The sequence below is a fragment of the Tessaracoccus palaemonis genome, from assembly GCF_019316905.1.
In the GTDB taxonomy this organism is placed as follows: Bacteria; Actinomycetota; Actinomycetes; order Propionibacteriales; family Propionibacteriaceae; genus Arachnia; species Arachnia palaemonis.
In genome coordinates this window covers 1,203,284-1,216,293 of the sequence record NZ_CP079216.1, presented here as the reverse complement: position 1 = coordinate 1,216,293, position 13,010 = coordinate 1,203,284, and the positions used below count along the sequence as shown (strand labels likewise).

Sequence of the window (13,010 nt, the reverse complement as noted above, 5' to 3'; positions counted from 1 at the left end):
CTCAGCGGGCCCGCGGGTGCGCGGCCGCGTGCACCTCGCGCAGGTGCTCGATCGTGACCAGCGTGTAGATCTGCGTCGTGGCGACCGACGAATGCCCGAGCAGCTCCTGCACGACGCGCAGGTCGGCCCCCCCGTCGAGCAGGTGCGTCGCGAACGAGTGCCTGAGCGAGTGCGGCGACACGTCCTGCGTGACCCCCGCGCCGGCCGCTGCCCGCTGGATGACGGCCCAGGCGCTCTGCCGGCTGAGCCTGCGCCCCAGGCTGTTGAGCAGCAGCGCAGGCGACGGCCGGACGGCGTGCGCGGCGAGCTGCGGGCGGGCGCGTACGAGGTACGCCTGCACGGCGGCGGCCGCGTAGCTGCCCAGCGGCACGGCGCGTTCCTTACCGCCCTTGCCGAGCAGCCTGAGCCCCGAGTCGCGGCCGTCGAGCGCGTCGGTGAGGTCGTCGACGTCGAGTCCGCAGACCTCCGAGACGCGGGCGCCCGTACCGTAGAGGAGCTCCAGCAGGGCGGCATCGCGGAGACCCTCGACGGTGTCGGTGTCCGGGGCCTCGAGGATCGCGGCCACCACGTCGACGGGTAGCGCCTTCGGCAGGCGTCGCTCCAGGCGGGGCGGCGACACGTCGGCGGCCGGGTCCGTGGGCGTGAGCCCCTCCTCCGCGACGAACTGGTGGAGGTTGCGGACGCTGACGACGTGCCGGGCGACCGAGGCCGGGGCCCGCCCGACCGCGAGCTCGCGCACGAACTCGGTCACCTCGACGGGCGTGACCTCGGCGAGGGTTCCGATGCCGCGGGAGGCGAGGAAGTCGCGGTAGCGGCCGAGGTCGCGTCGGTAGGCCGCGACGGTGTTGGCAGAGAGGCCCCGCTCGGCGCGGGCGTGGTTGAGGTAGTCGGCGATCGACTCGCCGATCCCCTGGCTCATGCCCGGCGGGCCGGCCAGTCGGCGTCGCCGGGGCGGAGCGTCTCGAGCCTGCCGCCGAGGCGGGCCGCCTCCAGCGACAGCAGCCCGGCGGCGAGGCTGGGCGATCCGCAGCGTCCCTCGAAGATGGCGTCGAGCAGCTCGGCGCGCGGGACGAAGGTGTGCAGCATGTGCGCCTCCTCGCCCTCGAGCTCGAACCCGTCCGGCCGCTCGGCCGGCCGCAGGCCCCGCGCGAGGTAGACGCGCAGGTTCTCCGCCAGGCCGCCCGGGCTGGTGCACACGTCGACCAGCACGTTCCAGGTGTCGGCGGCCAGCTCTGCCTCCTCCGCCAGCTCGCGCGCCGCGGCGGCGAGGTGGTCCTCGCCGTCGACGTCGAGCAGGCCGGCGGGGATCTCCACCATCTCCATGCGGACCGGGTGGCGGTACTGGCGGACGATGGCGACCTCGTCGGACTTCTCGTCCCACGCGACGATCGCGACCGCGCCGGGGTGGGTGAGGTACTGGCGGCGCATCGACTCGCCCGAGGGGGTGGTCACCTCGTCCTCGACGAAGCTGGACACGGCGCCGGTGGCGAGCACCTCGTGCGAGGTGACGGGCCAGGAGACGAGGTCGTCGCCGTGCACGTCAGTTGCCCTCGCGGCGCTGCAGCGCGGCGCCGATCAGGCCGGCGAACAGCGGGTGCGGACGGGTCGGGCGCGACTTCAGCTCGGGGTGCGCCTGCGTCGCGACGTAGTACGGGTGGACGTCGGCGGGCAGCTCGACGAACTCGACAAGCGACGAGTCGGGCGATGTGCCGGAGATGACCAGCCCGGCCTCCTCGAGGCGGCCACGGTAGGCGTTGTTGACCTCGTAGCGGTGACGGTGGCGTTCTTCGACGGTCGTCGCACCGTAGGCGCGGGCGACCTGGGAGCCGGGCACGAGCTCGGCCGGGTAGGACCCGAGACGCATCGAGCCGCCGAGGTCTCCCCCGCCGGAGACGATCTCGACCTGCTCGGCCATGGTCGCGATCACGGGGTCGGGGGTCTCGGGGTCGAACTCGCTGGAGGCGGCTCCCTCGATGCCCGCGAGGTTGCGGGCGGCCTCGATCACCATGCACTGCAGGCCGAGGCAGAGTCCGAGAGTCGGGATCCTGTGCTCGCGGGCGTAGCGCAGCGCGCCGAGCTTGCCCTCCACGCCGCGGATGCCGAAGCCTCCGGGCACGCAGACGGCGTCGACCTCTCCCAGCTCGCGCGCCGCGCCCTCGGGGGTGTCGCAGTCGTCGGAGCGGACCCACTTGATCGTGACGCGGGCGCGGTGCGCGAAGCCGCCGGCACGCAGCGCCTCGGAGACGGACAGGTAGGCGTCGGGCAGGTCGATGTACTTGCCGACCAGCGCGACGGTGACCTGGGCGCGCGGGTAGTCGACGCGCTCGAGCAGGTCGTCCCACGAGTCCCAGTTGACGTCGCGGAACGGGACGCCGAGGCGGCGCACGACGTAGGCGTCGAGTCCCTCGGCGTGCAGCACCTTCGGGATGGCGTAGATGCTGGGCGCGTCGGCGCAGGAGACGACGGCCTCGACGTCGACGTCGCACATCAGCGCGATCTTCTTCTTCAGGGAGGCGCTGACCTCGAACGCGGAGCGACACACCAGCGCGTCGGGCTGGATGCCGACCTGGCGGAGGGCGGCCACCGAGTGCTGCGTGGGCTTGGTCTTCATCTCGCCGGACGGCTTGATGAACGGCACGAGCGAGACGTGCAGGAAGAAGACGTTCTCGCGGCCGATCTCGTGGCGCACCTGGCGCGCGGCCTCGAGGAAGGGCAGCGACTCGATGTCGCCGACGGTGCCGCCGATCTCGTGGATGACGATGTCGACGTCGTCGGTACCCATCGCGAGCATCCGGTCGCGGATCTCGCCCGTGATGTGCGGGATGACCTGGACGGTGTCGCCGAGGAACTCGCCGCGGCGCTCCTTCGCGATGACGGTCGAGTACACCTGACCGGTGGTGACGTTGGCATTGGCGGAGAGGTTCACGTCGAGGAACCGCTCATAGTGGCCGATGTCGAGGTCGGTCTCTGCGCCGTCCTCCGTCACGAACACCTCGCCGTGCTGGAAGGGGTTCATGGTGCCGGGATCCACGTTGAGGTACGGGTCCAGCTTCTGCATCGTGACCCTCAGGCCTCGAGCGATAAGCAGGCTGCCGAGGCTTGAGGCCGTGAGTCCCTTACCCAGGGAGCTGACGACGCCGCCGGTGACGAAGATGTGCTTGGTGACCTTGGAGCTATCCACGGAACTTCAGCGTACCGCCTGCGGGCCCATCTCGTGAAAACCCCGCGCGTCACCCTCGTCCGGCGCGGGCCAGGAGGTCGCGCGCGTGGCTGAGTCCGGAGTCGGAGTCCGACTCGCCGCCCATCATCCGGGCGAGCTCCGCGGCCCTCTCGTCGTCCGTCAGCAGCCGAACCCCGGAGGTGGTGACCTGGCCGTCGCTGGCCTTGGCGACGACGAAGTGCGCGTCGGCGAAGGCCGCGACCTGCGCGAGGTGCGTCACGACGATCACCTGGCTCTTCTCGGCCAGCCGCTGCAGCCTGCGCCCGATCTCCAGTCCGACGGCGCCGCCGACGCCGGCGTCGACCTCGTCGAAGACGAACGTGTGCCCCTCGCCCCCCGTGGCGAGCACCACCTCGAGAGCCAGCCTGACGCGCGACAGCTCGCCGCCGGAGGCCACCTTGCCGAGGGGGGCGGGCTCGGAGCCGGGGTTGGCCGAGAACAGCAGCTCGATGCGGTCCGCGCCGTGCGGACCGAGGTGCGCGTCCGTCACGTCGAAGCGCAGCTCCGCGTGCGGCATCGCCAGTGCGGCCAGTTCGGTCTGCACCGCGGCCGCCAGTTCGCCGGCCGCCCGGTGCCGCGCCGCACTGATCGCGGCGGCGTCGGCGGCGAGCGACGAGTCGAGCCCGGCGATGCGGTCGCGCAGCTCGGCGATGCGACTGTCGGACCCGTCGAGCTCGGCGAGGCGCGCGGCCCCTGACGCGGCCCAGGCGAGCACCTCGTCGACGGTCGCGCCGTACTTGCGGGTGAGGGTGGCCAGCGCCGCGCGGCGCTCGGAGACGGCCTCGAGGCGCAGGGGGTCGGCCACCAGGTCGTCGATGTAGCCGGCAACATCGGCCGCGAGGTCGGCCGCGAGCATCGCGAGCTCGGTCGCGCGTGCCGTCAGTTGGGCGGCCGCCTCGTCCCGGTCGGAGAGCCGGGTCATCGACTTGCGGGCCGTCCCGGTGAGGCCGACGACGCCCATGGCGTCGAAGTCCGCCTCGCTGCCGGACAGGGCCTCGTGCGCAGCGGCGGCCAACTCGCGCAGCTCGTCGAGGTCCATGAGCTTCGCCTGCTCGGCGGCCAGCGCGTCGTCCTCGCCCGGCCGGGGGTCGACCGCGGCGATCTCGTCGAGACCGAACCGCAGCAGGTCGGCCTCGCGGGCGCGGGCCATGGCCTCGGACTCCAGCTCGGCGAGCTCGTGGGCGGCGGTGCGCCGCTCGGCGAAGTCGGCGCGGTACCGCGCGAGCTCGGCTGGCCGGGCGTGCTCGTCGAGCAGCTCACGCTGCCGGTCGGGGTTCGACAGCCGGATCTGCCCGGACTGCCCGTGGATGGTGGCGAACTCCCCGATGAGGTCAGCCAGCGTGGACACAGGCACCCCGGCCCCGCCGACGACCGCCCGGGAGCGGCCCTGGGCAGACACCTGCCGCAGCGTGACGAGCTCGCCGTCGTCGACGTCCCCGCCGAACTCGAGCACGCGCCCGGCGATGCCGTCGCCGACCTCCCAGCGGCCCTCGACGACGGCGCGCGGGGCCCCGCGGCGGACGATGCCCGCGTCCGCCCTCGCACCGAGGAGGTGCCCGAGGCCGGAGACGATCATCGTCTTGCCGGCGCCCGTCTCACCTGTGAGTGCGGTCAGGCCGGGGCCGAGTTCCAGGGTCGACTCGTCGACCACCCCGAAGGCGGTCAGCTTCAGTGCGGTGAGCATCAGGCGTTCTTCCTCCGCCAGCCGTCCACCGGCAGGGCGAACTTCTTGACGAGCCGCGTCGTGAAGGGCTGCTCCCCCAGCCGCGCGATGCGCAGCGGCTCGGCGTCGGCCGTCACACGGACCCGCTCGCCGGGGTCGAGGTCGTGGCTCCGTCGCCCGTCGCACCACAGGATGCCGGCGGTGGTGGCGTCGGCAGGCACGTCGAGACTCACCTGGGACGAGGGGCTCAGCACCATGGGCCGGTTGAAGAGCGCGTGGGCGGCCAGCGGCACGACGACGATCGCCTGGACGTCGGGCCACACGATGGGGCCGCCGGCCGAGAAGCCGTAGGCGGTGGAGCCGGTCGGGGTCGCGACGAGCACTCCGTCGCATCCCCACAGGGACAGGGGGCGTTCGTCGATGCTGACCATCACGCTCAGCATGCGCTCGCGGGCCACCTTCTCGAGCGAGACCTCGTTGACGGCGGGCGAGCGCCAGGCCTCGATGCCGTCGGCGTCGAGCACGCTGACCTGCAGCGTGAGCCGCTCCTCCACGTGGTAGCGGCGCTCCGCGACGACCGACGGCAGCTCGTCGATGTCGGAGGGCTCGAGTTCCGCGAGGAATCCGACGTGGCCGAGGTTCACCCCCAGCAGCGGAACTCCGAGCGGCTTGGCCCACTCGGCGGCGCGCAGAATGGTGCCGTCTCCGCCGAACACGACGCAGATCTCGGCAGGATCGCCGTTCAGCTGCCGGATGTCCGCGCCCGGGACGGCCCGGCGGATGGCGTCGATGTGCTGGTCCTGGATCAGGAAGTCGAAGCCCATGTCATGCAGCGCGGCGATGAACGAGACCGCCTTGCCGACGGCGTCCTCGCGTGTCGAGTGGATGAGGACCGCCACCGTTCGCTGCTTCACGGGCACAGCCTAACGAAGAACTCGACATTGCCAGACGTCCCCGGCAACCTCGACTCCCCCCGCCACCTCTCGCGCCAGCCGAGCTCCGCTGCGGCGGCGACGACACCGTCGACGGCCTTCCTGCGCAGCCGCGGGTCGTGGACGATGCCACCCCTGCCGAGGCGTTCGCGGCCGACCTCAAACTGCGGCTTGACAAGGAGCAGCGCCTCGCCGTCCGCGCTCAGCGCGCCCAGCAGACGCGGCAGCAGGATCGTCAGTGAGATGAAGGACACGTCTCCCACGATGAGGTCGACGGGCTCGCCGTCGAGGTGCTCCAGCGTCAGGTCGCGCAGGTTGAGCCCCTCGTAGACCCGCACGCGCGGGTCGTCGCGAATGAGGTCGGCGAGCTGGCCGTGGCCGACGTCGACCGCGTACACGGCCTCCGCGCCACGCTCCAGGCAGACCTGCGTGAAGCCTCCGGTGGACGCGCCGGCGTCCAGCACCCGGCGCGGCACCTGCACGCCGCTGTCGTCGAGTGCGCCGATCAGCTTGTGCGCCGCACGGGAGACCCACTTCTCCGCCTCTGCAGCGATGGTCTGCTCGTCGGTCACGGGCCACGACGGCTTGGTGATCGTGCGGCCGTCCACCGTGACGTGACCGGCCCGGATCAGGGCGGCTGCCTGCGTCCGGGACCTGGCGAGCCCCTGGGAGACGAGGGCGACGTCGAGCCTCATCGCGGCACCCCCGGGATGCCTGGCTGCGCGACGGAGGGATCGTTGCTCAGCACCGCAGCCAGCGTGCGCTGGGCGACGTCGAGGCGGGCCGCCTGCTCCGCCAGCGGGAGCCGGTCGACGCCCACGAGCCCGTCCATGGTCTCCGCAACCAGCTCGACACGCCGCACGTCGGCCGGAGCGGCGCTGCGCGGCGTGAGCTGGGTCATCGCAGGAGATCCAGCGAGTTCAGGACCGCGGAGATGTCGATGCCGAAGCGCCACCGGGCCTGCAGCGCGGCCCACAGCGCGTCGAGCTGCTCGTCGCGCGTGACGGGGCGGGTCGACAGCCAGCCCAGACCGTCGGTGAAATCGACCTCCTGGTAGCCGCAGGTGTACCGCTGGCCCTCGAGGAATGCCTCCCGCGGCGGCTCCAGCAGGGCTGCGGCGTCGAAGCCGATCCAGGTGGGCCGGAACTCCGGGGCCGCGTCGGCGAGGTCGGCCTTGCCGTGCGCCCCCGTGAAGACGAAGAGCGAGTCCATGCCGACGTTGTTCGCGCCGAGGATGTCCGTGTCGGTCCGGTCGCCGACGAAGATCGGGTGCTGCGCGCCGATCCTCAGGACGGTCTCGTCGAGCAGTGGCCGGAACGGCTTGCCGGCGATCAACGGGTCGACGTCGACGCAGACCCGCACGATCGCGATCTGGGACCCGAGGCCGGGGACGATGCCCCGGTCGGTGGGGCGGGTCAGGTCGGGGTTCGTCGCATACCAGGCAGCGCCGCGCTGGACGGCCAGTGCGGCCTGCTCGATCTGCGACCACACCAGCTGCGGGTGGTAGCCCTGCACGACCGCGACGGGGTCGTCGTCGAGGGAGTCGACGACGACGAAGCCCGCTCCGGTGAGCTGCTGCCGCAACGCGTCGGTGCCGACGGCCAGCAGTCGGGAGCCCGCCGGCAGGTCGGCCGCCAGCATGCGCAGCGTGGCCTGCGTCGAGTTCACGACGTCGTCCTGCGAGGCCCTGATCCCGAGGCTCGTGAGGTGCTCGGCGACGGTGGCGGGCGTGCGGGCCGCGTTATTCGTCACGAACCCCAGGTGGGTGCCGCGCGAGCGCAGCTCCTCCAGCGCCTCGGGGACCCCGTCGACCGCCTTCGGGCCCAGATAGATGACACCGTCGAGGTCGAACAGGGCGGCGTCGTACGACTCGGCCAACGCGCGCACCGTCACTTCCCGTCCTCCTCGGGCTCCTCATCGGCCTCGAAGACCTCAGGCCCGACCGGTCCGTCGTCCGTCGGCAGCTCGACCCGGTCCGAGGGGGCGATGGCCTCGTCGTCAGTCTCCTCCATCTCCTCGGCCGCCTCGTCCGTCTCCTCGAGCGCGGACTCTTCCGCGTCGGGGCCGAGGTCCTCCAACTCCTCGTCGACGGCTTCGGATTCGTCGACGAGCTCCTCCGCGGCGTCGTCCTCCGTCTCCTCGGCATCCTCCTCAAGGGAGAAGTCGTCGGGCAGCACGACCCCGTCGAGGGTCGCGATGCGGTCGGAGGTGTCGAGCTCGCTGTTGTAGTCGAGCTGGGCGGCCGCGGTGAACCACTGGCGGGCGCCGGCCTTGTCACCGGACTCCTCGAGCAGGTTCGCGTAGGCGTAGCGCAGGCGGGCCTGGTGGTAGGGGCTGCCGATCTTGCGACCGATCGCCGCCTTCAGCAGGCGAAGCGCCTCGGCGCGCTGGCCGAGCTGGTCCCGGATGCCCGACTCGACGAGCAGTGCCTCGATCCGCAGCGCGATATCGCGGGTCTGCGGGTCGAGCTCGGCGAGGACCTCGAGGGCGTCGCGCGGGCGGCCGAGGGCGCGCTCGCAGTCGGCGATGACGGGCAGCAGTTCGTCGCCACCGTTCATCCGCCGCAGGGCCCGGAACTCGCGCAGGGCCACGGCGTACTCGCCCGCCGCGTAGGCGGTCAGCGCTGCCGCCTCACGGACGACCGGGAGCCGGCCTGCGCGGCGACGGGCTGCCTCCGCGTGACGGAAGGCCAGCTCAGGGTCCTCGTCGATGAGCCTGCCGGCGGCCCAGATGTGGGCGCCGACGGTCTCGGCGAGGTCCTTGGGTAGGCCCTTGAGCTCGGCGCGGACGCCCATCGGCAGCTCGTTGGCGTCGAAGGCCTCCGGCGCGCCCGGCTCGTCGGCGCGTGCCGTGGTGCCGGGGTGTGCCTGGTACTCCTCGCGGTCCTGCGGGGCGCGGTGCCACGGCTTGCGCGTGTCTTGCCTGTCGTCGTCGCGGTCGTTGCTCCACTGGCGACGCTCCCCGTCGCCCTCACGGCGCGGACTCCGGTCATCACGGTTGTAACCACCGCCGGAGCGGTTGCCCTGGTAACCGCCCGAACGGTTGCCCTGGTACCCGCCGGAGCGGTTGTCGTCGCGGTTGCTGTTCCACTGGCGACGCTCCCCGTCGCCTTCACGACGCGGACCACGATCGTCGCGGTTGTACCCGCCGGACCGGTTGCCCTGGTAGCCACCACGGTTCCCGCGGTACCCGCCGGAGCGGTTGTCATCGCGGTTGTAGCCGCCGGAGCGGTTGCCCTGGTACCCGCCGGAGCGGTTGTCGTCGCGGTTGTTGTTCCACTGGCGACGCTCCCCGTCGCCTTCACGACGCGGACCACGGTCGTCGCGGTTGTAGCCGCCCGACCGGTTGCCCTGGTAGCCACCACGATCGCCACCGGAGCGGTTGCCCTGGTACCCACCACGGTCACCACCGGAGCGGTTGCCCTGGTACCCACCACGGTCACCACCGGACCGGTTGCCCTGGTACTCACCACGGTCACCACCGGACCGGTTGCCCTGGTACCCACCGGAGCGGTTGTCGTCACGGTTCCCGCGGTACCCTCCGGAGCGGTTGTCATCGCGGTTGTTGTTCCACTGGCGACGCTCCCCGTCGCCCTCACGACGCGGACCACGGTCGTCGCGGTTGTAGCCGCCCGACCGGTTGCCCTGGTACCCACCACGATCGCCACCGGAGCGGTTGCCCTGGTACCCACCACGATCGCCACCGGAGCGGTTGCCCTGGTACCCACCACGGTCACCACCGGAGCGGTTGCCCTGGTACCCACCACGGTCACCACCGGAGCGGTTGCCCTGGTACCCACCACGGTCACCACCGGAGCGGTTGCCCTGGTACCCACCACGGTCACCACCGGATCGGTTGCCCTGGTACCCGCCCGAGCGGTTGTCGTCACGGTTCCCGCGGTACCCGCCTGAGCGGTTGTCATCGCGGTTGTAGCCGCCGGAGCGGTTGCCCTGGTAGCCGCTGCGGTTGTCATCGCGGTTGTTGTTCCACTGGCGACGCTCCCCGTCGCCTTCACGACGCGGACCACGGTCGTCGCGGTTGTAGCCGCCCGACCGGTTGCCCTGGTACCCACCACGATCGCCGCCGGAACGGTTCCCCTGATATCCGCCACGGTTGTCGTCGCGGCTCCCGCGATATCCGCCGGAACGGTTGTCATCGCGGCTGTTGTTCCACTGGCGACGCTCCCCGTCACCTTCACGGCGCGGACCTCGATCGCCTCCGGAGGATCCGTGTCCCGAGTTGTGGGGACGCTGCTCGCCGTCCGGCGTGGAGTTTTCAGTCGACATAACCTCTATCATCCCAGCTTCGGCGCGCAACCCCTAACCGGAGGGGTGGTTGCGACGGGACCGGTGGGGACTAGCCGCCGATGCCTGCGCGGTCTCTGACAGCTGTCAACATCCACGGGAATGGGCAGGTGCCAACCGAGCTGCGGTCCGGCGCGCTTCAGCGAGAGAGCGCGACGTCGGGCACGATCGTCGCCTGGTGGTAGCGCAGCTGGAGGCCCGTCTTGCCGCGTATCCAGATGGAGACGTGCCTCGACACGCGCAACCCCTGTCGTGCCTGGTAGGTGACCATGATCACCTTGTTGCTCAGTTCCTGGACGTTCCAGTCCTCCGTCGCGACCTTCGGCCAGTCCTCCTCGCTGAGGAGACCAGCGATGATCTGCTTCCGGGACCAGAGGTGCCCCGAGCGACCGACCTCGGTGAACTCCGGATGGAACAGCAGCTCCAGCCGTGCGGCGTTCGCGCGGGTGGGCGAGGTCAGTAGCTCCTTCTCAAGCCGAACGACGTCCTGACCCGATGCCTTGTCCATCCTCCCAACCTACGCACCCCTCGTGTCACTCGCCACTCGAGCCCACTTCGACAAGCGGCTGAACCACCCTTGCGGCGATCCGGCGCTTCCCTCACCCAGACCTCTCGCCCAACTCCACGGCATGCTGAACCATCCCTGGTTGGGGTTCTCCGCAAATTGTGGACACGTGCCGCTTACGCGGCTTGATCCTTGGTGACCCGGCCGGTGTCGGTCTGGGTCTTGGTGGTTTCGAACTCGACGGGGCGTTGGTAGCCCAGGGCTGAGTGACGTCGTCGTCGGTTGTAGACGACCTCGATCCAGCGGGCGACCTCCCGTCGGGCTTGGGCCCGGGTCGGCCAGGTGTGCCGGTGGTAGAACTCGTGCTTCAGCGTGGACCAGAACGACTCAGCCATCGCGTTGTCGAAGCACACCCCGGTGCGTCCCATCGACTGCTCCACCCCGAGGCGTTTCGCGGCGCGGTGCAGTTGGTCGGAGGTGTACTGCGTGCCGCGGTCGGCATGGAACACGACCTGCCCCGGGACGTCACCACGGAGGGTTCTCGCCATAGTCAACGCGCGTTCGACCAGGTCACTGTCCTGGTGGGAGTCCATCGCCCAGCCCAGCACCCGCCGGGAACACCCGTCACGCACCACACACAGGTAGAGCCAGCCCTCCCCGGTCCGCAGGTAGGTGATGTCCGAGACCCACACCCTGTTCAACTCTCCCGTGTCCCACTCGCGGCTGACCCGGTCGGGAATGTGGTGAGTCGGGACCCCCGGGATCGTGGTCACCGGCGAGAACGAGCGCGGGGAGATCCCCTCCAGACCCTGCCGACGCAACGACGAAGCGACCGTCTTCACGTTGACTGCCGTGCCCTCCTGGTGGAGATCAGCGGTGATCCTCGGCGCGCCGTAGACCTGGTCAGAGGCCTCATGCAGAGCACGGACCCGTTCATCCAAGCTCGCCTGCCGGCGAGCCCGGCTGCTCGGACCAGCCACGCGGCGCTGGGCCCACTGGTAGTAACCCGACCTGGACACCCGCAACAGCCGCGCCATCCGGGCCACCTCAAAGTTGGCCTTCTCCGCCGCCATCAGTTCGAACCGTTCGATCGTGGTGGCTTCGACGCGAAGAAGGCAGCTGCTTTTCCCAGGAACTCGTTGTCCTTGCGTAGCTCGCTGACTTCCCGACGCAACCGCTTCAACTCGGCCCGCTCGTCCAAGCTCAGATCGCCGTCGGGCTCGCCAGCGTCCCGATCACGCTCCGCCTGGACCCACCGCCCCAACAGCTGGGACCCGATACCCAACTCCTGGGCCACATGCGCGATCGGCCGCCCGGTGTCGATCACCAACCGAGCCGCCTCGGCCCGATACTCCGCCGTGTACCTCCGACGACTCTTCTTCTCTGCTGCCATCAGGCACCCTCCCGCGGAACCCACGATCCCGCTTACTCAGGTGTCCACAAATCCAGGGTAGGCCCATGGTTTGATGCCGCTGTCTTTTTGAGTTGAGAGGATGGCGTCATGCCGAAGTTGATTGATCCAGAGGTCCGTGAGCGGGCCATCCGGCTGGTGCTCGAGCACCGGTCCGAGTATCCCTCGAACGCGAAAGCGATCGCGGCTGTCGCCCGCCAGGAGGGTGTGGGTGCGGAGTCCCTTCGACGGTGGGTTGTGCAGGCCGAGATCGATGCGAGCGACCGTGAGGGCCAGACCAGCGAAGAACACGCCGAGATCCGCCGGCTGAAGGCGGAGGACAAGCGGCTCCAGGAAGACGTCGCGATCCTGAAAGCCGCGGCGACTCTCTTCGCGGGGGAACTCGACCCCCGCAACCGCTGATACTGGGCTTCATCGACCAGACGAGGTCGGAGGGGCACGCGGTCGAGTCGATCATCCGCGTCCTGCGAGAGCAGGACGTCACGATCGCCGCGCGCACCTACCGGGTCTGGCTACGTCCCCGAGTCGCGGCCAGGACGGTCACCGATGCGATGGTCACCGACGCGGTCCGTGACGCCGCCTGGCGGGTCGAGACGCTGCCCGACGGGACCACCCGTCGGCGGATGACCCCGGAGGGCCTCTATGGGCGCAAGAGGATGACCGCACTGATCCGCCGCACCGCCATCTGTAACGCGTCCCGAGGCGCGGTGGACCGTACGATGCGGACGCTTGGCCTCTCAGGCATCACGAGGGCCAAGGGCATCCGCACCACGATCCCGGCCAAGGACGGGATCCGTGCCGGGGACCTGCTGAACCGGGACTTCACCGCACCCCGGCCGGATCACACCTGGGTGACGGACTTCACCAACGTGCGCACCTGGGCGGGATGGGTGCATGTCGCGGGATGGGGGTTGGCCGAGCATTCCCCGACTATCGCCGGGGTGAGGCTGAAAGAACGGCAAGAGCGGCGCGCTG

The 13,010-nt window shown here is 70.7% G+C and carries 11 protein-coding genes and 1 pseudogene; 1 reads left to right on the top strand and 11 read right to left on the bottom strand.

Annotation, left to right across the window (positions count from 1 at the left end; translation table 11 throughout):
• Position 1: 1 nt before the first annotated feature.
• From xerD to KDB89_RS05375, 11 genes are all read right to left on the bottom strand, one after another.
• Positions 2-919, bottom strand: a complete 918-nt coding sequence (xerD, locus tag KDB89_RS05425; protein ID WP_219083826.1) for a site-specific tyrosine recombinase XerD — start codon at positions 917-919, stop codon at positions 2-4.
• On the bottom strand, positions 916-1,539 hold the full coding sequence (locus tag KDB89_RS05420; protein WP_255556246.1) for an NUDIX domain-containing protein: 624 nt from the start codon (positions 1,537-1,539) through the stop codon (positions 916-918). The genes xerD and KDB89_RS05420 overlap by 4 nt, the downstream gene beginning before the upstream one ends.
• 1 nt (position 1,540) lies before the next feature.
• Positions 1,541-3,181, bottom strand: a complete 1,641-nt coding sequence (pyrG, locus tag KDB89_RS05415; RefSeq protein WP_219083825.1) for a CTP synthase — start codon at positions 3,179-3,181, stop codon at positions 1,541-1,543.
• A gap of 49 nt (positions 3,182-3,230) precedes the next feature.
• Positions 3,231-4,904 (bottom strand): DNA repair protein RecN, encoded by a 1,674-nt coding sequence (gene recN, locus KDB89_RS05410; protein ID WP_219083824.1) that lies wholly within the window; start codon positions 4,902-4,904, stop codon positions 3,231-3,233.
• The gene (locus tag KDB89_RS05405; protein WP_219083823.1) at positions 4,904-5,803 is read right to left on the bottom strand and encodes an NAD kinase; all 900 of its coding nucleotides are present in this window, start codon (positions 5,801-5,803) and stop codon (positions 4,904-4,906) included. The genes recN and KDB89_RS05405 overlap by 1 nt, the downstream gene beginning before the upstream one ends.
• Positions 5,794-6,510, bottom strand: coding sequence for a TlyA family RNA methyltransferase (locus KDB89_RS05400; protein WP_219083822.1), 717 nt, complete (start codon positions 6,508-6,510; stop codon positions 5,794-5,796). Before KDB89_RS05400 ends, KDB89_RS05405 begins: the two co-directional genes overlap by 10 nt.
• A complete protein-coding gene (locus tag KDB89_RS05395; RefSeq protein ID WP_219083821.1) occupies positions 6,507-6,716 on the bottom strand; it encodes a hypothetical protein in 210 nt (69 codons plus the stop codon). The genes KDB89_RS05400 and KDB89_RS05395 overlap by 4 nt, the downstream gene beginning before the upstream one ends.
• The gene (locus KDB89_RS05390) at positions 6,713-7,708 is read right to left on the bottom strand and encodes an HAD-IIA family hydrolase (protein ID WP_255556245.1); all 996 of its coding nucleotides are present in this window, start codon (positions 7,706-7,708) and stop codon (positions 6,713-6,715) included. The genes KDB89_RS05395 and KDB89_RS05390 overlap by 4 nt, the downstream gene beginning before the upstream one ends.
• Positions 7,705-10,101, bottom strand: a complete 2,397-nt coding sequence (locus KDB89_RS05385; protein ID WP_219083820.1) for a tetratricopeptide repeat protein — start codon at positions 10,099-10,101, stop codon at positions 7,705-7,707. The genes KDB89_RS05390 and KDB89_RS05385 overlap by 4 nt, the downstream gene beginning before the upstream one ends.
• Before the next feature lie 157 nt (positions 10,102-10,258).
• A complete protein-coding gene (locus KDB89_RS05380; RefSeq protein WP_219083819.1) occupies positions 10,259-10,627 on the bottom strand; it encodes a nuclear transport factor 2 family protein in 369 nt (122 codons plus the stop codon).
• A gap of 173 nt (positions 10,628-10,800) precedes the next feature.
• Positions 10,801-12,017 (bottom strand): IS3 family transposase gene (locus KDB89_RS05375; protein WP_219079980.1). Its coding sequence is split into 2 segments (ribosomal slippage): positions 10,801-11,741 and positions 11,741-12,017, totalling 1,218 coding nucleotides; the frame shifts between segments, so codons are not numbered across the junction.
• Between the two features lie 108 nt (positions 12,018-12,125).
• Between KDB89_RS05375 and KDB89_RS05370 the strand changes: the two are divergent.
• A pseudogene (locus KDB89_RS05370) lies at positions 12,126-12,937 on the top strand (transposase); the annotation flags it as partial.
• Positions 12,938-13,010 lie beyond the last annotated feature (73 nt).